Annotated in this window: 28 protein-coding genes; 17 read left to right on the forward strand and 11 right to left on the reverse strand. The window is 41.2% G+C overall.

What is annotated here, in order from left to right; translation table 11 throughout:
- The first annotated feature begins 31 nt into the window (after nt 1-31).
- A complete protein-coding gene (locus L0P89_RS14830) occupies nt 32-976 on the forward strand; it encodes a sterol desaturase family protein (protein WP_235265895.1) in 945 nt (314 codons plus the stop codon).
- A gap of 41 nt (nt 977-1,017) precedes the next feature.
- On the opposite strand, the gene L0P89_RS14835 is transcribed toward L0P89_RS14830, so the two are convergent.
- The 3 genes from L0P89_RS14835 to L0P89_RS14845 are packed head-to-tail and all read right to left on the reverse strand — an operon-like array spanning nt 1,018 to nt 2,622.
- Nucleotides 1,018-1,833, reverse strand: coding sequence for a TerC family protein (locus L0P89_RS14835; RefSeq protein ID WP_235265896.1), 816 nt, complete (start codon nt 1,831-1,833; stop codon nt 1,018-1,020).
- Between the two features lie 2 nt (nt 1,834-1,835).
- Nucleotides 1,836-2,210 (reverse strand): DNA topoisomerase IV, encoded by a 375-nt coding sequence (locus tag L0P89_RS14840; protein WP_235265897.1) that lies wholly within the window; start codon nt 2,208-2,210, stop codon nt 1,836-1,838.
- A gap of 46 nt (nt 2,211-2,256) precedes the next feature.
- Nucleotides 2,257-2,622 carry a helix-turn-helix transcriptional regulator gene (locus L0P89_RS14845; RefSeq protein ID WP_313790934.1) on the reverse strand — a complete coding sequence of 122 codons (366 nt, stop codon included), beginning with the start codon at nt 2,620-2,622 and terminating at the stop codon, nt 2,257-2,259.
- Nucleotides 2,623-3,052: 430 nt separating this feature from the next.
- Between L0P89_RS14845 and L0P89_RS14850 the strand changes: the two genes are divergently transcribed.
- Together L0P89_RS14850 and L0P89_RS14855 are read left to right on the forward strand one after the other, a co-directional pair.
- Nucleotides 3,053-3,532 (forward strand): Lrp/AsnC family transcriptional regulator, encoded by a 480-nt coding sequence (locus tag L0P89_RS14850; RefSeq protein WP_235265898.1) that lies wholly within the window; start codon nt 3,053-3,055, stop codon nt 3,530-3,532.
- 4 nt (nt 3,533-3,536) lie between these two features.
- Nucleotides 3,537-4,055 carry a DinB family protein gene (locus L0P89_RS14855; RefSeq protein WP_235265899.1) on the forward strand — a complete coding sequence of 173 codons (519 nt, stop codon included), beginning with the start codon at nt 3,537-3,539 and terminating at the stop codon, nt 4,053-4,055.
- Nucleotides 4,056-4,060: 5 nt separating this feature from the next.
- Here the strand turns inward: L0P89_RS14855 and L0P89_RS14860 are convergent, their stop codons facing one another.
- Both L0P89_RS14860 and aroB read right to left on the reverse strand, forming a co-directional pair.
- The gene (locus tag L0P89_RS14860; RefSeq protein WP_235265900.1) at nt 4,061-4,408 is read right to left on the reverse strand and encodes a hypothetical protein; all 348 of its coding nucleotides are present in this window, start codon (nt 4,406-4,408) and stop codon (nt 4,061-4,063) included.
- 94 nt (nt 4,409-4,502) lie between these two features.
- Nucleotides 4,503-5,549: a 3-dehydroquinate synthase gene (aroB, locus tag L0P89_RS14865; RefSeq protein WP_235265901.1), complete on the reverse strand. Its 1,047-nt coding sequence runs from the start codon at nt 5,547-5,549 to the stop codon at nt 4,503-4,505.
- 106 nt (nt 5,550-5,655) lie between these two features.
- Between aroB and L0P89_RS14870 the strand changes: the two genes are divergently transcribed.
- Nucleotides 5,656-6,822 (forward strand): proline dehydrogenase family protein, encoded by a 1,167-nt coding sequence (locus L0P89_RS14870; RefSeq protein ID WP_235265902.1) that lies wholly within the window; start codon nt 5,656-5,658, stop codon nt 6,820-6,822.
- 2 nt (nt 6,823-6,824) lie between these two features.
- On the opposite strand, the gene L0P89_RS14875 is transcribed toward L0P89_RS14870, so the two are convergent.
- The 5 genes from L0P89_RS14875 to tsaE all read right to left on the reverse strand — a co-directional run bounded on the left by L0P89_RS14875 (nt 6,825) and on the right by tsaE (nt 9,891).
- Entirely contained in the window at nt 6,825-7,208 is a 384-nt protein-coding gene (locus L0P89_RS14875; protein WP_235265903.1) for a DUF4258 domain-containing protein, read from the reverse strand.
- 7 nt (nt 7,209-7,215) lie between these two features.
- Complete coding sequence (locus tag L0P89_RS14880) at nt 7,216-8,415, reverse strand: alanine dehydrogenase (protein ID WP_235265904.1); 1,200 nt, start codon at nt 8,413-8,415, stop codon at nt 7,216-7,218.
- 63 nt (nt 8,416-8,478) lie between these two features.
- Nucleotides 8,479-9,072, reverse strand: a complete 594-nt coding sequence (locus L0P89_RS14885) for a hypothetical protein (RefSeq protein WP_235265905.1) — start codon at nt 9,070-9,072, stop codon at nt 8,479-8,481.
- Nucleotides 9,073-9,160: 88 nt separating this feature from the next.
- Nucleotides 9,161-9,295, reverse strand: a complete 135-nt coding sequence (locus tag L0P89_RS16985; protein ID WP_262911456.1) for a hypothetical protein — start codon at nt 9,293-9,295, stop codon at nt 9,161-9,163.
- A 185-nt stretch (nt 9,296-9,480) separates the two neighbouring features.
- Entirely contained in the window at nt 9,481-9,891 is a 411-nt protein-coding gene (gene tsaE, locus L0P89_RS14890) for a tRNA (adenosine(37)-N6)-threonylcarbamoyltransferase complex ATPase subunit type 1 TsaE (RefSeq protein WP_235265906.1), read from the reverse strand.
- A gap of 213 nt (nt 9,892-10,104) precedes the next feature.
- On the opposite strand from tsaE, the gene L0P89_RS14895 reads away from it, so the two are divergent.
- From L0P89_RS14895 to L0P89_RS17070, 8 genes are all read left to right on the forward strand, one after another.
- Nucleotides 10,105-11,280, forward strand: coding sequence for an HlyD family secretion protein (locus tag L0P89_RS14895; protein ID WP_235265907.1), 1,176 nt, complete (start codon nt 10,105-10,107; stop codon nt 11,278-11,280).
- Between the two features lie 105 nt (nt 11,281-11,385).
- Entirely contained in the window at nt 11,386-13,566 is a 2,181-nt protein-coding gene (locus tag L0P89_RS14900; protein WP_235265908.1) for a peptidase domain-containing ABC transporter, read from the forward strand.
- Nucleotides 13,567-13,578: 12 nt separating this feature from the next.
- A complete protein-coding gene (locus L0P89_RS14905) occupies nt 13,579-13,890 on the forward strand; it encodes an HTH domain-containing protein (protein ID WP_235265909.1) in 312 nt (103 codons plus the stop codon).
- 128 nt (nt 13,891-14,018) lie between these two features.
- On the forward strand, nt 14,019-14,159 hold the full coding sequence (locus tag L0P89_RS14910; RefSeq protein WP_235265910.1) for a hypothetical protein: 141 nt from the start codon (nt 14,019-14,021) through the stop codon (nt 14,157-14,159).
- Between the two features lie 4 nt (nt 14,160-14,163).
- Complete coding sequence (locus L0P89_RS14915) at nt 14,164-14,316, forward strand: hypothetical protein (protein ID WP_235265911.1); 153 nt, start codon at nt 14,164-14,166, stop codon at nt 14,314-14,316.
- Nucleotides 14,317-14,664: 348 nt separating this feature from the next.
- Complete coding sequence (locus L0P89_RS14920; RefSeq protein WP_235265912.1) at nt 14,665-15,045, forward strand: hypothetical protein; 381 nt, start codon at nt 14,665-14,667, stop codon at nt 15,043-15,045.
- A 165-nt stretch (nt 15,046-15,210) separates the two neighbouring features.
- A complete protein-coding gene (locus L0P89_RS14925) occupies nt 15,211-17,013 on the forward strand; it encodes a carboxypeptidase-like regulatory domain-containing protein (protein ID WP_235265913.1) in 1,803 nt (600 codons plus the stop codon).
- 211 nt (nt 17,014-17,224) lie between these two features.
- Nucleotides 17,225-17,653, forward strand: a complete 429-nt coding sequence (locus L0P89_RS17070) for a CPBP family intramembrane glutamic endopeptidase (RefSeq protein ID WP_409557576.1) — start codon at nt 17,225-17,227, stop codon at nt 17,651-17,653.
- Nucleotides 17,654-18,112: 459 nt separating this feature from the next.
- Here L0P89_RS17070 and L0P89_RS14930 read toward each other — a convergent pair whose 3' ends face one another.
- A complete protein-coding gene (locus tag L0P89_RS14930) occupies nt 18,113-19,657 on the reverse strand; it encodes a PglZ domain-containing protein (RefSeq protein WP_235265914.1) in 1,545 nt (514 codons plus the stop codon).
- A 37-nt stretch (nt 19,658-19,694) separates the two neighbouring features.
- Between L0P89_RS14930 and L0P89_RS14935 the strand changes: the two genes are divergently transcribed.
- The 5 genes from L0P89_RS14935 to efp are packed head-to-tail and all read left to right on the forward strand — an operon-like array spanning nt 19,695 to nt 24,731.
- Entirely contained in the window at nt 19,695-20,924 is a 1,230-nt protein-coding gene (locus tag L0P89_RS14935) for an HD domain-containing protein (protein WP_235265915.1), read from the forward strand.
- A 23-nt stretch (nt 20,925-20,947) separates the two neighbouring features.
- Entirely contained in the window at nt 20,948-21,985 is a 1,038-nt protein-coding gene (gene lpxD / locus L0P89_RS14940) for a UDP-3-O-(3-hydroxymyristoyl)glucosamine N-acyltransferase (protein ID WP_235268055.1), read from the forward strand.
- Nucleotides 21,960-23,372 (forward strand): bifunctional UDP-3-O-[3-hydroxymyristoyl] N-acetylglucosamine deacetylase/3-hydroxyacyl-ACP dehydratase, encoded by a 1,413-nt coding sequence (locus L0P89_RS14945; protein ID WP_235265916.1) that lies wholly within the window; start codon nt 21,960-21,962, stop codon nt 23,370-23,372. Before lpxD ends, L0P89_RS14945 begins: the two co-directional genes overlap by 26 nt.
- Before the next feature lies 1 nt (nt 23,373).
- Nucleotides 23,374-24,159: an acyl-ACP--UDP-N-acetylglucosamine O-acyltransferase gene (gene lpxA, locus L0P89_RS14950; protein WP_235265917.1), complete on the forward strand. Its 786-nt coding sequence runs from the start codon at nt 23,374-23,376 to the stop codon at nt 24,157-24,159.
- A gap of 5 nt (nt 24,160-24,164) precedes the next feature.
- Nucleotides 24,165-24,731: an elongation factor P gene (efp, locus tag L0P89_RS14955; RefSeq protein ID WP_235265918.1), complete on the forward strand. Its 567-nt coding sequence runs from the start codon at nt 24,165-24,167 to the stop codon at nt 24,729-24,731.
- Nucleotides 24,732-24,733 lie beyond the last annotated feature (2 nt).

The raw sequence follows: 24,733 nt of genomic DNA on the forward strand, positions 1-24,733 counted from the left end.
AATACACAGATTAATCTGCTAATTTTTTTTTATGGAATTCACCAACCCACTGGTGTACGGTGTTCCCGTTTTTATCGCTTTTATTTTACTTGAGTTAACCTACAGCAAGACCCATGGTGATGACCATATTTATGAGTGGAAAGACCTGGCAGCTAGTGGCTTCATGGGAATTGGATCTGCACTTTTAGGTCCGCTTTTCAAAGTAATCTTTGCTATTGTTCTTTTTGAGCTGGTTTACGAAACGTTCAATCCTATGGTCGATGGTACACGAACCAATCTTTTAGGTTACGAATCTTTTGGATATGCTTGGTACGTGTGGCTGTTGTGCCAGTTGGCCGATGATTTCACATACTACTGGTTTCATCGCGCAAACCATAAGGTGCGTATCTTGTGGGCCGCCCATATTGTTCATCACTCTTCCGACAATTATAATTTGGGTACTGCAGTGCGCAATGGTTGGTTTACCATTCTTTACAAACCCTTATTTTATATGTGGTTGCCCGCTATCGGTTTTCCGCCTGAAATGGTGGTGGTGTGCTTGGGCATTGAGGCACTATGGCAATTTCAACTGCATTCTGTTTACATACCGAAGCTCGGTGTTTTGGAAAAGATCTTTAACACGCACACCATGCACCAAGTACACCATGCACAGAATGTGGAATATCTGGACAAGAACCATGGCGGATTCTTGAATGTTTTTGATAAACTATTTGGCACTTGGAAGGAACTTGACGATGAAATAGATGTGGAGTATGGGGTCATTCATTCGCCCGGTTCCTATAACCCATTGGTTATTCTAACCCATGAGTTCAAGGATATTTGGAGAGACGTCAAAAAGACAAAAACACTATCGCATAAATTGATGTATGTTTTTGGTCCACCAGGGTGGAGCCATGACAAAAGCACGTTGACCGTCAAGCAACAACAAGACTTGTTTGAAAAACAAAAGCGGGAAAATTTCAAATCGACTGCGTAACCCCTTTATCGATTAGGTAAACCGGACAATATCCATAGCCCTTAAGAAATATCGGTTTTTTCTTCAACGAACTCTTGCTTCTTCCGTAGTTTCATGTTCAAAAACTCGACCAGCAAAGAAAAGGCAATGGCAAAGTAGAGATACCCTTTTGGTATCGCGCCTATTTCTTGGTCAAAGATTTTCGCATGGCTAAGGTGCGCGGCTTCGGCTATCAACATGAATCCGATAAGGATTAAAAAAGCAAGTGCCAATAGCTGCATCGATGGATGCTTGTTGATGAATTTTCGAATACCATTTGCGAAAACCATCATGATGATGATTGAAATAACCACTGCGATGATCATTAGCACCAAGGCGTCTTGAGGTTTGTTGCCAATACCGTTGGTCATGCCAACGGCCGTTAAGATTGAATCGATTGAAAAGATAAAATCGATAATGATGATTTGAACGATGGCTTTTGAAAGTGTATTGATTTTCTTCGCTTTGATTTGATCTTCATCGTGTTCGGGCAGTTCTACTTTTTCATGTATCTCAGAAGTGCTTTTGTAGATGAGGAACAGTCCGCCCAAGAATAGAATCACGGCTTGACCGCTCAAGCCGACATACAGCCATGAGGTCTTCACATAATAGAACGGATTGCTTAAACCGATTAAGAATGACACCGCGAACAACAATATGATACGTTGTGCCATGGCCAATAAGAGCCCTATGTTCGTTGCCTTTCGTTGTTGTTTTGGAGGAAGTTTATTGGCGGCAATCGATATGAACACAATATTGTCAATGCCCAGAACGATTTCAAGAAATGTCAACGTGATCAGCGCTACCCAAGCGTCAGGACTGGCTAGGATTTCAAACATGGTCAGTGTGTTTTTATGGCTTCGCCTTTAAATTTTCGTTTATCGCCAATAGCGTTGTATTCAAAGGTATAAGAACTATCTGAAGTAGTCAAGATTTTAATATGGATGGATTTCTCTTCCAATTGGTTTTTAGGATTCAACTTTTTCAGCACATACTCACAATCATTGATCCATCGAACAGAGGAGGTGTCTTTCTTTTCCTCAAACGCTTCAATCTCAATATGTTCCAATCGGGTGAAAATGGTCGTTTTCTCTAGCCCATCGATTGTAGTGGTAAAAGTGAAAGTACCGATTTTAAATGCTTCGCAATTTCGCTCGGGTGCGGGTTGGCAGCAAACCAACAGTAGAATAATCGACAAAGACAGAAATCTGTACATAGCTGCAAATTAAATACAATAAAAGGTTCTGGATAATGTTGTGCCCTTATTTTTTTGGCTCAAATGACTCGAAAGTGCCATCGTTGTAAAAAACAACAATTTTTGTGGGCCTTTTTTCGGTGTCTGCAAGGGTAATTTTGTTGGAGGGGGTAGATGTTGATGTTTTAGGATTAGCGTTCTCTTTAGGAGTTGGGTCGGGGAAACCGCCTTTTCCATTCAATAGCCAATAGAGATTTACCTCAGGAAAAGTTTTGATGACTTTCATGACAAAGTCCAAGCTAGGGCGGTTCCTTCCATTCAATAAATGGGAGACGCTCGAACGCTGTACCCCAATCTTATCTGCAAATGTGGAAGGAGATAGTTCGTAATGCCCGATTATGGTTTTGAGCCGTGCCACAAAGCTATCATTCACAATGGTAAATTTTTATAATGCGAAATTAATCAAATCTGTAAAAACAAAAACATCACAATAAGTGAATATGAACAATATTTATTAAACTATATGTTCATATATTAAAATATAAATGTATGATTAAAAATATGTTACGATAAAGTGATATTTGTTTGCCAAAAACCCGTTTACACTTGTAACATATCCTGATCTAAGATGGCTTTTTTCATGAATATTTGGTTGACAACTGTAAATTTCATGGTTCTGGGAATCTACTTTTTGTTGTATTTCCACTACATGAAACGTTTATGGAACGACAACACAAAAAAATAACTTCAACGATCAGCCATTTAGCGCTATATTTGTGATTTACTTGTATTATTTTTAAAAAAATACTGTTTCTGTTAAGTTTAATTTCTTAATTTACTATTTTCGTTGAAAATTTTATGGTATGGGCAAAGTGAAACTAGATGAAATAGATCATCAGATTCTGGACATGTTGATAGACAACACCAGAACACCATTTACAGACATTGCAAAAAAGCTTTTGATTTCTGCTGGAACTGTGCATGTTCGGGTCAAAAAAATGGAAGAGGCCGGTATAATCAAAGGATCGTCTCTGACCTTAGATTATGTGAAACTCGGTTATGCTTTCATTGCATACGTGGGTATTTTTTTGGAAAAGACCCATCAAACCAAGTTTGTGCTTGAGCGGCTTACCCAAATACCTTATGTTACGGTTGCCCATATTACCACCGGAAAATTCAATATTTTCTGCAAAATTAGGGCAAGGGATACCACCCATGCCAAAAACATCATCTTCAAAATAGATGATATTGATGGTATCAGCCGTACTGAAACCATGATTTCGTTAGAAGAAAGTATCAACGACAAGAAACGATTGATGCATACCATTTTCAACGAGATTTGATTGAATGGTATATCCTTCCGATTTAGCTAAAAGCGAGTATCATTCCTTTTATGGGCCCTATATAAAGGCTTTGGGCCAGGTTGATTTAATGAAGGAATTGGTGAACGGGAAACAGGAGTTTGCCGATACCCTTCAAAGCATCGCTCTGGAAAAACTCTCTTATAGGTATGAAGAAAACAAGTGGTCGGTTGCTGAAGTGTTAATGCATATCGTTGATGCTGAGCGGGTTTTTCAATACAGGGCTTTACGGTTTGCAAGAAATGATGGTACACCCTTGCCAGGTTTTGATCAAGATGCCTATGTACCCGAGTCGAAGTCTGCGGATAGGGAAAGGGATGCAATCTTTGACGAATACGAAACGGTCAGAAATGCCTCGATTTCGCTGTTCAGATCTTTTGATGCCCAAATACTGGAGCGAGTAGGTGTGGCCAGTGGTTATGAGATGAGTGTTCGCGCTTTGGGCTTTGTCATCTGCGGCCACCAGAAACATCATCTAAAAATACTCAAAGAGCGCTATCTGTAATGGGCTCAGGTGATATTATCTGAATCGGTTTCGGGGTCAGTGTCAAGAGATTCGTTTTCAAAGTCTTGATTCGATGACGTTTCAACTTCTGCAATGGTTTCTTCAACAGCACTATTTTCGAGCTCCCTTTCAATGGTTTCCTCAAAGTTTGAAATGAAGTTTGCAAGACTTTGGCTGATTTTCACCAAATAAATGGTATCATCGGTTTTGACCTCTACCGCTTCAACAATTTCTCCGTTGGGTTTCTTTAAAACGATGAGGTCTTCATCTCCATAGCCATGTGGATAAAGGTCGATGAGCAATGCAGCGACATCGCGGGGCAACTTCTTGTAATCGATAAGCACACGTTTCATAGTAGGCAGTGTTTTTGGTTATGACACCTAATCTATGAATTTTTAATGCCCAAAGGCTCAAAGAGTTGTCAAATGAAAAAAAAAGTATGTGTAGTCAGGCTTCCTTGTAGTAAGTGAATGCCTGGGCAAACAAATTGTCGGGCACTTTGATATCGGTAACGGCCTTTCCGATGGTTTTCAGTAGCACGTAATTGATATTGCCATGGGTGTTTTTTTTGTCGTGCCGCAATAAGGCGTTGATCGTATCAATGTCGTCTTTATCGAAATCAACCTTTTTAAAATATTTGGCAAATGTTTCTTTGATTTCTTTTAGTTCAAGCTTCGACAGACCGGTCAATTGATGGGAAAAATAAGCCTCGATGACCATGCCCACCGCTATTGCCTCGCCGTGCAACAAGGTTTCCTTATCAGGATTTTCCAAAAAATAAGATTCAATGGCATGGCCGGCAGTGTGGCCAAAATTCAATATTTTCCTCAGTCCACGTTCATCAGGGTCTTCTTGCACTACATGGCTTTTTAATAGGGCAGAACGTTCGATCAAATCTTTGGTTTGAAATGAATTACAGTTTTTGAGCACTTTCCAGTAATCACCGTCTTTGATCAGGCCATGCTTCAACATCTCAGCAAAACCACTATTGACCTGCCTTTTGTCCAAAGTGTTAAGAAAGTCTGTGAACACCAATATCATCTCAGGTTGTTTGATAACACCGATTTGATTTTTGAGTGCTCCGAGATCCACGCCCGTTTTGCCGCCGATCGATGCATCGACCATGGCCAAAAGGGTCGTGGGAATATTGATGAAGTCAATGCCCCTTTTAAAGGTCGAAGCCACAAATCCGCCCAAATCGGTGACCACACCTCCACCTAGATTGATAAGAAGACTTTTTCTGTCACCTCCAGCGTTGGAAAGGTCATCCCAAAGTCGGGCGCATGTATTGATGTTTTTGTTTTCTTCGCCGGCATTGATCACAAAAATGCCATCTGGGGAAACTTCAGAAAAAAAAGAGGTGAATACCGGCAGGCAATATTTTTTGGTATTCGTATCGACCAAAATGAACACTTTTGAATAATTCATTTTGCCCAAATGAAGTTTTAGGGCAGCTTGGGCGAGTTCATTATAATAAATATCATTATCGTTCATCGGGCACGGTCACATCATTCTTTCCACGACACTAAATAAAGACTATTTTTGATGATTTTCACAACGAAGTACATCTTATATTTGATCAGTTGCTAAATTCATAATAATGAGGCCCAATTTTGACGATACTTCAATAGCCTTTGACCTTAAAAGCGATTCTGAACTCGAACGCGCCTATTTTCTTTTCAAATTGATCGCAAACGAACCTTTGGTACGCATTGGTACGGCTGTCACCAATTTTGCGGTGAAGGCCCATTTACCCGTAGAGGGATTGATACGTGCCACCGTCTTTGATCATTTTTGCGGGGGGGTCAACGAAGAAGACTGTTTGCCCACTATTGACAAAATGTTTGAGAAAGGAGTTTGTTCGATCCTCGATTATTCGGTCGAGGGAAAAGAGCATGAAGAGCAATTTGATCTTGCACTTGAAAAAACATTGGAAGTCCTCAATTTTGTCAAAGAGAAGGATGCCATTCCGTTTGCAGTGTTCAAGCCCACGGGCATGGGCAGGTTCAAAATTTATGAAAAGGTCAGCAACGGCATGAATTTGAATACTGACGAGCAAGAAGAGTGGGACAGAATTGTGCAGCGGTACGATCAAATATGCAAAAAGGCCCATGACATGGACGTGGCTTTGTTGATCGACGCCGAAGAAAGCTGGATGCAAGATGCTGCCGATGACATTTGCCTGCAGATGATGCGAAAGTACAACCAAAACCGGGCCGTTGTTTTCAATACGGCCCAAACGTATCGCTGGGATCGTCTTGACTACCTTAAAAAGTTGAAGGAGATTGCCAAAAAAGAAGATTTCAAGATCGGCATCAAAGTGGTACGTGGTGCCTATATGGAAAAAGAGAACGACCGTGCCGAAGAAAAAAATTATAAAAGTCCCATTTGTGCATCAAAACAGGCCACTGACGAAAATTTTGATGCAGCGGTTACTTTTATGATCGACAACCTTGATGTTTTTTCACTTTTTGCGGGCACCCACAACGAGTTGAGCACCTACAAGCTCATCGACCTGATGCAAGAACATGGCGTGACCATTGAAGATAAGAGAATTTGGTTTGGCCAATTATACGGCATGAGCGATCACATCACCTATAATTTGGCGGCAAGCGGTTACAATGTAACCAAATATTTGCCTTATGGCCCTGTTCGTGACGTGATGCCCTATTTGATCAGAAGGGCAGAAGAAAATACATCTGTGGCCGGGCAGACGACCAGAGAACTAGCGCTGTTGAAAAAAGAGAAGGAAAGAAGAAAGATATAGTGTTATTCTTTTTTCAGCCCTTGTGCCATGGCCGTTTCTTCGCAACTTTCCACCACAAGGGTATATGGAGTGTCGTTGACCTCTTTGGCTATATAGTAGATTTTGCACGGACTTGATCGGGTATCGCTTCGTTTAAAATCAATGTCCCCATCCTTTAGAAAAGATTGAAGGGCAACTGAATCCAATTCATTGGCCAAAAGCTGTGATTCGACTTCTTCAGAAAGGGTAAAGGTCTTTGAGCGCAAATCTTTGAGCACACGGCAATTCGGCAAATAACAAAAATCTAGACCGGTTTCCTGTGTTTTTTTCTTTAGAAAGAAAACGAGAAATACCATACCGATGGAAAGTCCTACGAGATACCATCCCAAACGTTTCAAGAATGCCATAAGAAGCCTAGAAGATTAAAAAATTGATGTCGCTAAAATTGAGTCCGAACCAATCACCCACAGATTTATTGGTCAAAATACCGTGGTACATGTACAGTCCGTTTCTCAAACCCTTATCAAACCGTAGTGAATTCTCAAGGCCGCCATCCTCACCGAGCTTCAGTAGGTAAGGGGTAAAAATATTACTGATTGAAATAGATGATGTTCTTGGGTAGCGAGCGGGTATGTTGGGCACCCCGTAGTGCAGCACACCGAATTTTTCAATGACAGGTTTGTTGTGCGTAGTGATTTCAGAGGTTTCAAAGCAACCGCCCATGTCGATACTGACATCGATGATGACCGCTCCCTTTTTCATGTTCTCGACCATGCTGCTCGACACGATTGTGGGCGAACGGTCTTTACCACGTACCGCACCGATGGCCACATCACAACGCTTTAGGGCCTTCAATAGGTTTTTGGGCTGTATGGTAGAAGTATAGACCGTCTGTTTAAGGCTTGTCTGTATGTTGCGCAATTTGGTGATGGAGTTATCAAAAATTTTGACATTGCCCCCGAGCCCCAGGGCAGAGCGTGCCGCAAACTCCCCAACGGTGCCCGCTCCTAAAATGACCACTTCCACGGGCGGTACCCCACTGATATTGCCGAACATGAGTCCGTTGCCCTTATTGGTCGCCGCCATCAATTCTGCAGCGATCAGAATGGAAGAGATGCCCGCAATCTCACTGAGCGAACGAACAGCTGGGTATTTGCCGTCATCATCGCGAATATACTCGAATGCAATGGCGGTGATGCGCTTCTTGGCCATGGCCTCAAAATATTCTTTTGACTGTGTCTTTATCTGCAGGGCAGAGATTACGGTCGTCTGTGGGTTCAACAGTTCCACTTCATGCAGGGTAGGGGGCTCAACCTTTAAAATCAACGGGCATGAAAATACTTTTTTGGTATCGCGAACGATTTCTGCCCCGGCATTGGTATACTCTACGTCACTGTAATTGGCCCCATCACCGGCACCTGATTCGATCATGACCCGATGCCCATGGGCGGTAATGGCATTGATCGCATCAGGGGTCAGGCAGATACGTTTTTCTTGATACAGGTTTTCTTTGGGAATGCCGATAAAAAGCTCTCCCTTTTGCTTCATGACCTCTAGGGTTTCTTCTTGCGGCAACAATTGTTGTTTGCTGAATGGCGAGGAAGGTTGGTCCATAGGCTATGTTGTAAAGAAGAAAAGACGTTCTTCCATTGCGTATGGAACGAAGTTACGATTTTTTTAGAGCACCTCTCTATGCCCTTCAAATCGATCAGACTCGTTAGAAGCAGTGGCTGATTTCTTTGAAAGGTTTTCTCTGCGTCTCTCGAGTTTTTCAAGTTCTTTGCGTACAGCTTCTTTTTCTTTGAGAAGCTTCAGTTCAGTGTCCATCGCTTTAAGATCGATACCATGAACATGCTTATCGACCAGTTTGACCCTAATGAAGTAAACTATTGGTACGACTACCATAGTGACGGCAATCACATACATAATTTCGTTCTCATCGATTTTGTTGGATTCGTAGGTCAATACCCTGAGCAGCTGAAAGCTGTACATGGCTATGGGAATCAAAATGGCGTGGTACCACCAATGCTTGCAGGTTACAAACCAAAGAACCAAAAGTAAGAGTGGGACAATTTTGGTGAAATAGTAATAAATGGAATCAGAAACATCAAGAAATCCATTGGCACCAATGGTAATGCCCAAAAACTTCCACTCTTCAATGCCTGCGGGAATATATTTATATCCGTAGAAAAAAAGGGGAGTCACCGTAATTAGAAAAGCCAAAAAACCTTCTATCAGAAGCTTCTTTTTGATTCTATTCTTGTCTTTCATCAATTTGATAACTGCAAAAACGAATGTTTATTGCAAAAAAAAGCCTCCTAAATACTTAGGAGGCAATTTTTAGAAGCCAACAAAGAGTTTATAATTTCTTCATTGTCTTTTTGTCGATGCTCGGTGCATCTTGAGCAGTATCACTAATAGTTGTAGTAGATACTGCAGCCATTGCTAAAAAAGCAACAGCCAATAGACCAAAAAATACTTTTCTAGTGTTCATCGTACATTTTTTTTGGTTACTAATTAGAATGAATTCATCCAGAAACAAATGTAGGAATTTTTTTATTCAAACAAAGCAGTTTATCGATAAATTTTGCATTTCATCCAAAAAAACAACCCTTTCACCGATTCTGGGGGAATACTGTGAATATAACAAAAATCTGGGTCAACAAAAGTTTAAGGGGTCTAAAACTCGATACCACGGGTAATTTCATCGATAAAATGTACGAATATTCGTGTACGTTCGTCAGGAAGTATAGGCTCAATTTTCTCTGGCCATTCGATAAATACCCAGGTACCTGATGCGAGGTAATCTTCAAAACCGATATCGAGCACTTCTTCCATATCATTGATTCGGTAAAAATCAAAATGATAGGCCAATACATCTCCCGAGCTATTGTGATATTCGTTGACCAGTCCGAAAGTTGGGCTGTTGGCGTTGTCAACACCTCCCAGGGTCTTGACCATGGCTTTGATCAACGTGGTCTTGCCTATGCCCATGGGGCCGTAAAGGCAGACAATTTTATGTAAGGGCTCGGCGACTATTTTATCTGCAACGTGATGAATTTCACCAAGCTTATAGATTATCTTCCTCATATTTTGTAGGCTTGGCAGATGAAACTATCAAAATAATTTGGGGCAGAGCTATTCACGGCAATCGTAGTATTCATTTTTGGGCATATTCAAATCATTTTTCATAAAGATACTGTCTTCTATGCACTTTGCCAGATCGGCAACATTTCAGTAAAAGTTTGAAAATAATTTCTGTATATGGAAATTATTCTATATTCGCATTTCAATTGAATGCCGATGTCGCATATTTTTCCAAAAGAAATTGTTGAGTTCACTTCGCAGGCATACATCCCAAAAAATAAGGTCAAAAGCAGGGCCATCTATACCATCATTTTGACTTTCTTCATCTTGGCACTTTTTTCACTGCCTTTTTTGACTGTTAAAATATTTTCCTCGGCACGGGGCGCCATAAGACCCGATACGGAACGAACGACCATTGTAAGCATCAATTCTGGCAAGGTGCTTTTTTCAAAGTTGGTCAATAATAGATACGTTCAAAGAGGTGAAGTGCTTCTTAGGCTTGAAAACCACGCGCTCGATGACAAGATTGCATTGACCGAATATGAGACACAAAATCTTTCTGCCCAAATAAATGACCTCTACCATTTGATCAACGATAAAGGTATTCTTGTTTCACGAATAACATCGGGTAAATACCAAAAAGAGTGGCTATGGTATCAAGAAGAGTTAAATGAACATTTGGCGCGGATCAAAAAATTAAAAGTTGACCACCAAAGAAACAGCATATTGTTACAAAAGGGAGTCATCGCCAAGGCCGAATATGACAATGTCAAATTAGATTATGATTTAGCCCTGAATTCACTGAACCAGTTAAAGAAAAGGCAACTGAACACTTGGCAGGCCACCTTGACAGAATTGGAGAACAGCCTGAGTACTACAAAGAGCAAAAAATCCCAGCTCCAAAAAACCAAAAAAGAATATACGATTGCCGCGCCCATGAGCGGCACTTTGGTCAATGTCTTGGGTATTCAACAAGGGAGTGTGGTATCATCGGGTGTTGCATTGGGTGAGATTTCACCAGACTCCCATTTATTGGCAGACTGCTATGTAAGCCCGGTTGACATAGGGCTCATCAAAAAAGAAAAACCTGTCAATTTTCAGCTCGATGCCTACAACTATAACCAATGGGGGCTGGCCACAGGGCAAATCATCGAAATATCTGAAGATGTTGAACTTATCGATGACCAACCCGTATTCAGGGTCAGGTGCAAAATCAATGAAAAATATCTTGAGTTACGAAATGGGGCGAAAGGCAAGATTAAAAAAGGTATGACCTTCAACGCCCGTTTTGAGTTGACCGAACGCACGCTTTATCAGTTATTGTACGATGAAGTAGACGATTGGGTGAACCCGTCAAGAAAAGAATTGCAGCAAACAGATTTGTCTTTATGATATGGTTGTTAAAAAGAGGGGAACAATTTCGCCAATCGCATAGAATGAAGATACTGGACCAAAAACCGAAGAGTGCACTTTTGTGTTTTTTCAAATCAAAAGCATATGGCAAGGACTACGATTAAACAACATGATATTACCGATTGTGGGGCAGCTTGCCTAGCATCCATTGCTACGCATTTTGATTTTCAGATACCCATTTCGAGAATACGGCAATACGCGGGTACCGATAAAAAGGGAACAAATGTGTACGGTCTCATCAAAGCTGCCGAGAAAATGGGATTTGAGGCAAAAGGGGTCAGAGGTGATTTTGAAAGTCTGTTCAAAATTCCCAAACCGGCTATAGCCCATGTAATTGTCAAAGAGCGCCTACACCATTATGTAGTCATTTATAAAGTGACCAAGAACCATATCGTGGTCATGGATCCTGGAACGGGAAAAATGGAAAAACGTTCGCATGAAGCCTTCAAAAGAGAATGGACAGGAGTGTTGGTGCTTATGTTGCCCCAAGAAGATTTTAAAACGGGCAATGAAAAAATTTCAGTTTTCAAACGCTTTTGGTTTTTGTTGCGGCCCCATGCGGGTGTGTTGTTGCAAGCCTTTATTGGGGCAATTGTCTATACCCTGTTGGGTTTTTCGACCTCGATCTATATTCAAAAAATTACTGATCATGTTTTGGTCGATGGCAATGGCAATCTGTTAAACCTCTTGAGCATCATTATGGTGGTCCTTTTGCTGATACAGTTGATAATAGGTGCTTTCAAAGATGTTTTTCTTATCAGAACAGGACAACAAATCGATGCGCGGTTGATATTGGGCTATTACAAGCACCTATTGAAATTGCCGCAACAATTCTTCGATACAATGCGCGTAGGTGAAATCATCTCAAGAATCAATGATGCGGTCAAGATTCGCAATTTCATCAACGGGGTATCGTTGAACCTGACCGTCAATGTGTTGGTCATCATCTTTTCTTTTGCGATCATGTTTACCTATTATTGGAAGTTGGCCCTTATCATGTGTGCCATCATTCCCCTTTATTTGATTATCTATTGGATTACCGACCGCTTGAACAAAAAGGTTGAGCGCAGGGTCATGGAGAAGGCTGCTGACCTTGAAAGTCAATTGGTCGAATCGTTGAATGCGGTGGGCACCATAAAAAGGTTTGGATTGGAAGACTTTGCCAATGCAAAGACCGAGACAAGGTTCATAAGGCTTTTGAAGACGGGGTACAAATCGGCTTTGAACCATGTGTTTTCAGGTACTGGTTCAAACACTATCGCCCAACTCTTTACCATTATCTTGCTCTGGTCGGGATCTGGTTTTGTTATAGACAGACAGATTACCCCGGGCGAATTATTGTCGTTTTATGCCATCATTGGCTATTTCACCGGGCCATTGACCAGTTTGGTGGGTGCCAACAAAGAAATACAGAATGCCCTTATAGCCTCTGACCGTCTTTTTGAGATTATGGACCTTGAGCGGGAAGAAACCGATCAAAAGGTACAACTGACCAGAAAAAAAATAGGCGATATCAGATTTGAAAAGGTACATTTCAGTTATGGTACAAGGGTCGAGGTGTTCAAAGACTTTGACCTGACCTTAGAGAAAGGGAAGATTACGGCCCTGGTGGGCGAAAGTGGCTCGGGCAAATCAACGCTGATTTCACTTTTACAAAATATCTATCCGATCAGTTCAGGAAAGATAACCATAGGGGATTATGACCTTAGGTACCTTAACAATGAAAGCTTAAGAAACAAGGTGGCAGTGGTGCCGCAAAAAATAGATTTGTTCGCAGGCAACGTTATTGAAAACATCGCTGTTGGCGAATTTGAGCCCGATATGGAGCGCATTCTCAAGATCTGCACTGATATCGGAATTCTAGAGTTCATCGATAGCTTGCCCAATGGCTTTAACACCTATCTGGGTGAGAACGGAGCCACCCTTTCAGGGGGGCAGCGGCAGCGCATCGCCATTGCCCGGGCCTTGTACAAGAGGCCTGAAGTGTTGGTGATGGACGAGGCCACCTCGTCGTTGGACAGTGGCGCCGAGAACTTTGTACAAAAAGCCATCGAACAGTTGCGTGAACAGGGCAAGACCATTGTGTTGATCGCCCATCGGTTGAGCACTGTTGTCAATGCTGATAGAATCATAGTGTTGGAAGAAGGTCAAGTTCTGGAAGAAGGACCACATTGCCAGCTCTACGATAAGAAGGGAACCTATTATAAATTATGGCAGCGGCAATTACCGTCTTTTTTGCCAATACATAAACCTGTCAATCAATAAAATCAACAGAATATGGCAAAACTTACCCAACAAATAGCAATTCTAGAACGTATTGACCAATTGATACGCTTAAAGTCCACAGGAAAGCCAAAACAGTTAGCAGAGCGTTTGGGAGTATCAGAGGCTACAGTATTTAGAATGATAGAGATCATGAAAGAAATGAATGCCCCAATATGTTATGATTTGACACGGCAAAGCTATATATATACGAAGATGACCAGTTTTAAATGTGGGTTTTATGTTGAGGAACTGGATTCAATGACCGAAAGAAACCTTTCAGGTGGATGTGGTTTTGTCAATATGAAACAATTGCTGAATTTTTAACATTTTCTTTTTTCCACTCTTAAAAAATGAGAGTGGTATGTTTCATCTTTACGGCGTAACCAAAACAGCGCGCAATAGGAATTTCTGGTTTTGATTATAAAAAGTAATGTTTAATTAAATAATAGAAAATGGAAGATTTAGAGAATTACGGAGTTCAAGAAATTGGAACTAAAACCCAAGAATCGATTAATGGCGGCTTTTTTGGGCTTTTGCCGTTAATGTTTTATGCTGGAGTAGCAGTAGGTTATTTAGTAAACAAAAAATATTAGGGTGGTGGAAAAAATAAAAATTGAAAACTTAGGATTAAAACCACTTTGCAATCATGAGATGAAACAAACAGGTGGGGGCTTTGGATGGATTGTAATAGCTTCAATTGCAGCTTTTGCCATTGGGTATCAAATTGGAAAAGATTTAGCCGAAAGGTAGTTAGCATGGAGTAAGTGATAATGAAAAACGAGGTAGATAAAAAATTTAACCTAATCGGATTGATTGCTCTAATTTTAATTCTCATATTCTTCATGGGGTATATGATTGGTAAAGACATGGTGGGTGTTTAGAGTGACATTATAAGCCGATTTAGAAGGAACTTGAAAAGAACTATAATGCTTTCAAGTTCACTCGCTGAAGCTAAGTTTAGCTACGATTTAGGAAAGGACTTTTTCCACATAATGAAGTAATATTATGCGATGAAAACTAAAAAAGAGACTGTCCTACCATAAGGGCAGTCTCTTAATGTTTTGCCATAATTCCATAATTATCTAATAAACTTATGAAATGAAATCCAAGGCCCACACTGTATTGATCATTCTTATCATTTCGCTTAGTTGCTTTGGATTGTTTTACAAACCATATGTTATTTCAAACAAAGTTGATGATTTTGGAATATCTGAATTTGGGTCAAGTTTATTCGGAATTAGCATATTTGCCATAATATCATATATAGGCTTATTGCGACTTACCAAGTACCGTATTCTTGATACGTTGATTTTTGGTGTGTTTTTTTTTGTCATGGACTCTTTAGGCCTAATTTGGGATAGAACAGCTAGTCTTAATGTTCTTGGCCCTCTCCTTGGAACATTTTTAGCAATGATAATTTTATTGTTGATAGACAAAAAATTATTTATCAAAGAACTGGCCAAATTTGGAGGTAATTAAATGTTAGCACAATTAGATTTTTGGTAGAAGTTGTTTGACGAAAGTTCAAACAACTTCTATTACTTTTTTAACAGTCACTTATTCAGGGAGATGTCGGTTTGTTTTTTGTCACGGTTCTTTTTTTTATTTGGTTCACTGTTCCTTTACCAATCGGGTTTTTCCCAATTGACCTTTTCCGGAAAGGTGGTTGATGAGATGGGTGACCCATTGCCCTTTTCGCACTTGGTGTTTGAGGGGGTCAATATAGGAACAATCTCAAACGAAGATGGGTTGTTTAAATTGGTATGTAGTTCTGAAACCGCAGAAAGACGACTGGTCATATCCTTAATGGGCTACCATACAAAGAAGATATATTTGTCCAAAGGGTTTACTGAAATCATACTTGCTGAAAATGTCACACAACTGGCTGGGGTGACCCTTACCCCAAAAGATTACGGAAAAGAGCTTATTGAAAGGGCCATTAATGCCATTCCCGATAATTATCCCATGGCCCAAGAACGGCATAGGGGGTTTTTAAGAGAAACAACCGAGTGGGATGATAACTTGGGCAGTCCCATATACATAGCTGAGGCCGTAATAGAATCTATCAAAAAATCATATCAACAGCGGGAGCGTTCCGGTGAGGTAAAGCTTATTGAATTCCGTAAATATGAGAGTGGCTTGTTAGATTCCTTAAAAACAAGAATCCATGCAGGTTCCCATCATGCACACAGATTTGATGTGGTGCATCGTAGAGAAGGGGCTTTGGGTAGGCCAAGCCAATATGCCTATAAAATCATTGATACCCTAAGGCAAGGGGATAAGAGCGTTTACAACGTTTTTTTTGAAAAGAAGGGAAAACTCTCGGGCAATGTCTTTATCCAAGATTCCTCATATGCCATTGTAAAGGCCAATTATAAGTACCGTTCTTTTTTTGATATTCCCGATCAACGAAGGCAGTTTTTAAACTTTGAGGTCAGCTATGAACAAGGAAGTGATGGATTGTGGCGGTATAAATATTCCCATTACGAAACAGGATTTAGAAGACAGAATAAACAACTTCTCCTAACAAGTACCTATGTGACCAGTTCCACCGATAGGAATAATGCCAAGATACCCTATTTGGAAAGGATGCAGTTCAATGATATTTTACTGGAGGACCAAAAAGAATACAAAGCTGATTTTTGGCGCGATTATAACATTATTCTACCTGATGAAAAATTTGAGGCTCTTTTTGCAAAAGCACAAAACAGCAACAATCTAGAGGAGGGAAATGAAGCAGTAGAAGAAGCAGAAGAAAAGGTGCCCAAACTTTACAAGATACTTCGGCGCATCTCACATGAAATAAGCTTTTTCCATACATTGATCCGCAGCAATCCTTACACTTTGAATTACAATACTTCCACATTTGGTTTGGAACGAGCGAATAATGGGGAAAATAGAAGTGGGTGGGGCATACGGTCATCATTGTTGTATGAAGTTGGGCCAAACCTTCATGTCGGATATGTTGTCGAAGGAAAGATTTTCAAAACAGGGGTAACCTCGCACGATTTGGTTATCACAAAGGCCATTAACCTAAACCCAAAAGGCAGGCCAATAATTATTTCTCCAGAACTACGATTGGGACATCAGCAAATGGATTGGTATGTTGATACATTGAATACTTCAGGTGATTTTACGGTCAAGGGTACATCTTTTGATAGTGATAGGGTGGCAATTTTTCTTTCTGAGAGGGTATTCAGGGCAGTACTGGGCATTCAACTTGCGATTGAGAAAAGCAATACACTTCACTTTTTCCTGAATACGGGATTTAATTTCCCCTTTAGTGGAAAAATGGGTGTTCTGCTCAAGGAGAAAGACGGTTTTTTTCTTTTTAGAAAAAAAGCGTTTTTAGAGAACAATAATGAAAACCTTGTGATTAGGCCCAATACTTCATCAGTTTTGGAAAACACATGTATACTGAGCGCAGGGTTACGATTCAGTCTTTGAAGCCTCTAGGTTTAATTAGGCAGGGGAGTTTAATGATTTTTCAATGAACGTGTTTGTTTTGCTTTTTAGTCAATTTCTTTAGTTTTCTTTTTAGGGCATCATGATAGGTTTTTTTTGTCAGGAGATAGATAGGGTTCTAAATGTTAAGTCTTATCCGATATTCATAGCATATTTTTACGGTCTTGCCCTACTTTTTTTTATCCTTCCTTTAATGGGGGTTGAAGAGGTATTTGATTATAATCCAATTCAAAAAAACCCGATTTCTGAAATTAACAATAAATGGGTGTTTTTTATCTTGATTGCGCTAATAGCACCTGTTTTAGAGACGCTAATATTTCAAATTTTCCTAATAAGGGGATGCTTTGTTTTTCTTTATCTTCTTTTTGGAAAACGATTAAGCGAGGTGAAAACATTGTGGGTTTCCATTATCTTTTCGGCAATTGTATTTGGTCTATTTCACTTCTTTGATTTAACATATATAATAATTATGGTATTCCTTGGGCTTTTCTGGGGGATAGTGTATTATTATTCTGAAAAAAGAAGTTTTTCCTCCTTTATCACGATATCAATCCTACACTCTTTATATAACATTACAATAGTTGCAATCGAGGAGTTTAAAAGTGTTTTTAATTTCTTATGAAAAAAAAAGAATATTGGTACTAACTGTTTTTTTTCTGCTTGTTGTATATCTTGGGATACAAGCAGGAATATGGTTGAGTGCAATGGAGTTCTAGTAGTTTGAACCAATATATTTATTGTGTTCTTCTGATTTATTTAAAGAATCATATTACTATTAACTACAATGTGCTTGTAAAAGGTTTCTATCATATAATCAAATAGAATAAAAATGGCAGAAGACAAAAAAAATGTAATAAACTTGGTTTTATGGGGAATATTCATAGCTATTGTTATTGCCTTTGCTGCATTTGAATTTGGAAGGGATTTTTATGCAATTATGTCTTCCTAGTACCCATTGTTTTTGTAAGGTTAAAACTTAGGGAAAATATAAATTCCCTAGGTTTTACTTTTTATATAGGCTGATGCCATTATATGGGCTTTTTTTAAGAAGGCAAAAGTGAGACACCAATTTCAAAACATCTTATTTAGCCTCTAAAACAACAAAAGGCACAATCATTTCTTCTAGAGACACCCCGCCGTGTTGGTAGGTATTGCGATAATAGCCGACGTAATGGTTATAATTGTTCGGGTAGGCAAAAAACAGGTCGTTCTTGGCAAAAATGAACGAACTACTCAAATTGATGTTCGGTAAATGTACTTTGTGCGGATTTTTGGCCGCCAATACATCTTTTTCTTCATACGTAAGGCTTCGGCCTGTTTTATAACGCAGGTTCAAACTGGTCTCACGGTCGCCGATCACCTTTGAAGGGTGTTTCACGTTGATGGTGCCATGATCGGTGGTGATGATCAATTTCATGCCGAGCAATTGGGCTTGCTGTATGATCTCAAGCAAAGGGGAGTTTTTGAACCAGCTAAGGGTCAGTGAACGGTAGGCCTTGTCATTTGACGCCAGTTCTTTGATAACCTCCATCTCGGTCTTGGCATGTGAGAGCATATCGACAAAATTGTAGACGATGACCGTTAGGTCATTGTCTTTCTGTGATTTGAAATTTTGCGCCAACTGCTTGCCTTGTTTCAAACTGCTGATTTTATGGTATTCCCATTTGAGGTCCATGCCCAATCGTTTCAGCTGTGCTCCCAAAAACTTATCTTCAAAAAGATTTTTGCCCCCCTCATCGGTATCGTTCTTCCACCAGTCGGGGTGCCGCTTTTCCATAGCTAAAGGGGCAAGCCCCGAGAAAATGGCATTACGGGCATATTGTGTGGCCGTTGGCAGTATACTGCAATAGGGTACTTCTTTTTTCTTACGATAAAAATTGGTCAGCACATCTTCGAAGGCAAGCCATTGATCATACCGTAAATTGTCAATGACCACCATTAGGGTAGGGGCGTCTGTAAGCTCTGGTCTGACCAATTTTTTGAACAGCGTATGTGACATAACGGGAGCATCGTCATCATCAAACCAATCACCATAGTTTTTATCTACAAACTTTCCGAACTGGTTATTGGCCTCTACTTTCTGCGATTCCAATATTTCGAACATGCTTGAATCTTCGATATCCTCAAGCCGAAGTTCCCAATAGATCAATTTTTTGTAAAGTTCTGTCCACTCTTCCCAAGAATTGACCATAGAAAGGTCCATGGCAATTTTTCGAAACTCTTGTTGGTAATTGGCAGTGGTACGTTCAGAGACCAGACGTGAATTGTCAAGGCTTTTCTTTAAAGAGAGCAGTATTTGATTCGGATTGACGGGTTTGATAAGGTAATCGGCTATTTGTGAGCCTATGGCCTCATCCATGATGTATTCTTCCTCGCTCTTGGTGATCATTACAATGGGCAGTGAAGCGTCGTATTGTTTGATCTCGTTCAAGGTTTCCAATCCTGAGATACCGGGCATGTTCTCATCTAAAAAGACAATATCAAAAGACTTATCGCGTATCTCGACCAAAGCCTCCTGGCCACTTTGGCAAGTCACCACTTGATAGTTCTTGTCTTCCAAAAAAAGTATATGTGGCTTCAAAAGGTCTATTTCGTCATCTACCCAGAGAATGGAAATGTTGTTCATATAGTGTTTATCTTTGTGTGTTAAACTAGTGTTCACTTTGGCGAAAAGCAACAAGCTCAACATCTTTAACGATCCAATTTACGGTTTTATTGGAACTCAGAATGAACTAATTTTAGAGCTGGTCGACCATCGGTATTTTCAGCGATTGCGGCGCATATCACAAATGGGCATGTCATATTTGGTGTTTCCTGGGGCACACCATACCCGATTTCACCATGCCTTGGGCAGTATGCACTTGATGACCCAGGCCATTCAGCTGTTGCGGTTAAAGAATGTTCTTATTTCAGGGGAAGAGGAAAATGGATTGCTCTGCGCGATATTATTACATGATATCGGCCATGGCCCCTTTTCACACGCTTTGGAAGATTCGTTGGTAAGCGGTATCGGTCATGAACAATTGTCGATACGTTTTATGGAACGATTGAACCAAGTTTTTGACGGTCGTTTGCATCTGGCCCTGCAGATTTTCAAGGGCACCTACCCTAGAAAATTCATGAACCAATTGGTCTCAAGCCAGTTAGATATGGATCGTTTAGATTATCTCAAGCGCGACAGCTTTTATACCGGGGTCACCGAAGGCAACATCAACTCTGAGCGATTGATTACCATGCTCAATGTGGTCAACGATGAATTGGTGATCGAAGAGAAAGGGATATATGCCGTTGAAAAATTTCTGATGGCCCGTAGGTTCATGTACTGGCAGGTGTACCTGCACAAGACCAGTTTGATGGCCGAGTTGCTTTTGGTCAAGATTTTAAAGAGGGCCAGGTTTTTGGTCAGTAGGGGCAAAAACCTCGAGGGCAGCGAAGCTTTAAAGTTCTTTTTAAACCATTCAATAACAAACAATGCATTTGATGATGACATTCTAGATGGTTTTGCCAATCTTGATGATATCGACGTACTATCGGCCATAAAGCGCTGGCAGGGCTCAGATGATCTTGTGCTGGCCAGGCTTTGTAAAATGCTGTTGGAACGAAGGCTCCTGAAAATAAAATTGAGAAACAAGCCAATAAACCCACAACGACTTGGCGAAAAATTGGCATGGGTAAAAAAAGAATACCAGTTGGGCGATGAAGAGGCACAATATTTTGTGTTTTCAGGTCTGGTGAAAAACCAGGTATATGACAATGAATACCAAAAAATCAACATCCTTGGAAAAAATGGAAAGCTGAACGACCTTGAAAAGGTTTCCGACCATTTTGGCAGGGGCACTTTTCCAAAGATTACGACCAAATACTATGCCTGCTATCCCAAAGCAAGCGTTTGACAAATTTTCTTACTTTTGCAGCGATGAAATTTACGGCCACCCAAATTGCTGGAATACTAGAGGGAGAGGTTGAGGGAAATCCTCAAACGGCCGTCCACAAATTGTCAAAAATAGAAGAGGGAGAAAAGGGGTCGTTGACATTTTTGGCCAATCCGAAATACACTCCCTATATATACTCGACCAAGGCGTCAATTACCATTGTCAACAAAGATTTCGTGCCCGAACAGGCAATCTCGACCACTTTGATAAAGGTCGAAGATGCCTATAAATCGTTCTCAAAATTATTGGAATACTACAATCAAGTCAAGAACAACAAGATTGGTATTGAGAGTCCATCGTATATTTCTGAGAGCGCGATGTACGGTGAAGGGTTCTATTTTGGGGCTTTTTCATATTTGGGCGATAATGTGAAAATTGGCGACAATGTCAAGGTTTACCCCAATGTATATATAGGTGACAATGTTACCATTGGTAATGATGTCTTGATTTATGCAGGGGCCAAGATCTATTCTGAATCCATAATCGGTAATGATTGCGTCATACATAGTGGTGCCATTATCGGGGCTGATGGTTTTGGTTTTACACCAAATGAAAAAGGTGAGTACAGCAAGGTTCCCCAAACGGGCAATGTGATTTTAGAAGACAATGTAGATGTTGGCGCGGGTACGACCATTGATAGGGCCACCCTTGGGTCGACCATTTTGCGAAAGGGCGTGAAGTTAGACAATCAAATTCAGATCGCCCATAATGTCGAGATTGGTGAACATACCGCCATTGCCGCACAGACCGGGGTCGCGGGATCTACCAAAATCGGCAAGCATTGCTTGATCGGTGGCCAAGTGGGTATTGTTGGGCACATTATCATTGGAGATCGGGTGAAGATACAGGCCCAATCCGGTATTGGACGCAATGTAAAGGACGATGAGGTATTGCAAGGGTCGCCAGCACTCAATTATGGAGACTATAATAAATCATACGTACACTTCAAAAACTTGCCCAAGATTGTAAATCAAATTGCTGACTTAGAAAAAAGGAGTGACAGTGATACAGACGAGCAGTAAGCAAAAAACGATTAAAAAGTCGGTTTCCTTAAAGGGGGTCGGCCTCCATACTGGAGAAAATGTAACCATGACCTTTAACCCTGCAGGGGCCGACCACGGTTATGCCTTTAAGCGGATAGACCTTGAGGGTGAACCCATCATCGAAGCCGATGCCAACTATGTGGTCAACACCCAAAGGGGAACCAACCTTGAGAAAAACGGGGTGAAGATACAGACATCAGAGCATGTTTTGGCCGCTTTGATGGGAATGGACATTGACAATGTCTTGATTGAATTGGATGCGCCAGAACCCCCGATCATGGACGGTTCTTCCAAATTTTTTGTCGAGGCGTTGGAAGAAGCAGGTGTTGAAGAACAAAAGGCCGACCGCGAAGAATATGTGGTCAATGATGTTATTTCATATAAGGATGAAGCCACGGGAAGTGAGATTACGGTAATTCCGGCTGAAGAGTACCAAGTGACCACTATGGTCGATTTTGGAACCAAAGTACTCGGCACCCAGAACGCTACCTTAGAGCACCTTTCAGATTTTAAGGACGAAATCGCCGATGCGCGTACCTTTAGCTTTCTGCACGAACTCGAAATGCTGTTAGAGCACGGGTTGATAAAGGGTGGTGATCTGAACAACGCCATAGTTTACGTTGACAAGGAGATTTCTGGGGCCACCATGAAAAAATTGGAAAAGGCATTCAACAAAAAGAAGCTTTCGGTAAAGCCCAACGGCATACTTGACAATTTGACGCTCCACCAACCGAATGAAGCGGCAAGGCACAAACTACTCGATGTAGTGGGCGACCTTGCACTGGTGGGCACCAGGATCAGGGGAAAAGTCATTGCCAACAAGCCAGGGCATTACGTTAATACCCAGTTTGCCAAAAAACTGCACAAGATCATAAAAATGGAACGCCGAAATTACGTTCCGAAGGTCGATCTACATGCCACCCCTGTAAAAGACGTGAACCAAATAATGGAAATGCTACCCCATCGGCCACCATTTCTGTTGATCGATAAAATACTCGAGCTTTCAGACAAGCATGTCATTGGGGTAAAAAATGTGACCATGAACGAACCTTTTTTTGTCGGCCACTTTCCTGGGGCGCCCGTTATGCCTGGGGTGCTGCAAATTGAGGCCATGGCGCAGACCGGCGGAATTTTGGTGTTGAGCACGGTACCCGACCCTGAAAACTACCTTACTTATCTTTTGAAGATCGATAACGTTCGATATAAGCAGCAAGTTGTGCCGGGCGACACGTTGATATTCAAGCTCGATTTGATTTCACCGATTCGTAGGGGCATTTGCGAAATGCAGGGCCAAGCTTATGCAAACGGAAAATTGGTTTCAGAAGCGCTCATTATGGCACAGATCACTAAAGTAAAAGGAAACTGATATGAACCAACCCCTTGCTTACGTACATCCAGGAGCCAAGATTGCCAAAAATGTGGTCATTGAACCCTTTACGACCATCCATAATAATGTGGTGATAGGAGAGGGAACCTGGATAGGCTCAAACGTGACCATTATGGAAGGTGCCCGAATAGGCAAGAACTGTAATATTTTTCCCGGTGCGATAATTTCTGCGATTCCGCAAGACCTGAAATATAAAGGGGAGGACACTACGGTGCACATTGGCGATAACACCACTATACGGGAATGTGCGACCATAAACAAGGGCACCGAAGATCGAATGAAGACGGTCATCGGTAAAAACTGCCTGATAATGGCCTATTGCCACGTAGCGCATGATTGCTTTATCGGTGACAACTGTATTTTTTCCAACAACTCGACCTTGGCAGGCCATGTGACCATTGGTGATAATGTAGTGCTGGCCGGCATGGTGGCCGTGCACCAATTTGTATCGATAGGCCAGCACGCCTTTGTGACCGGGGGATCTTTGGTGAGAAAAGATGTGCCACCTTTCGTAAAAGCCGCTCGAGAGCCCCTTTCGTATGTGGGGATCAATTCAATTGGGCTGCGAAGAAGGGGATTCGAGGCCGATAAAATACGTGAGATACAGAACATCTATAGAATTCTATACCAAAAACATTACAACAATTCTCAAGCTGCAGAAATCATAGAGGCAGAAATGGAAGCTACCCCTGAAAGGGATGAAATCTTACAGTTTATCAGAGATTCACAGCGCGGCATCATGAAAGGATATTTCAGCACAAATTAAATAGAATGGCAAACACATCAGATATTCGAAAGGGATTGTGCATCAAGTACAACAATGACATATATAAAATAGTCGAATTCTTGCACGTAAAACCAGGTAAGGGTCCAGCATTTGTGCGTACCAAGCTAAAAAGTGTGACAACGGGCAAGGTCATCGACAACACCTTCTCAGCGGGCCATAAGATTGAAGATGTCAGGGTTGAAACACGCTCGTACCAGTTTTTGTATGCCGAGGGGGAGACCTACCACTTCATGAACACAGATGACTACAATCAAATCGCTTTGCAAAAAAACAATTTGGATAGCCCTGAGCTTATAAAAGAAGGCGAGGTGGTCACCATTATTTTCAACGCAGAAGACAACATGCCCTTGTCGGTCGAGATGCCTGCCAGCGTGGTGCTCGAGGTTACCCATACCGAGCCGGGCGTAAAGGGCAACACGGCAACGAACGCCACTAAACCTGCGACCGTTGAGACCGGTGCACGTATCAATGTTCCCCTGTTCATCAATGAAGGGGATAGAATAAAGATCGATACCTCGAACGGTTCTTATCAAGAGAGGGCCAAAGAGTAGTC

The sequence above is a fragment of the Muricauda sp. SCSIO 65647 genome (assembly GCF_021534965.1).
Classification (GTDB): domain Bacteria; phylum Bacteroidota; class Bacteroidia; order Flavobacteriales; family Flavobacteriaceae; genus Flagellimonas_A.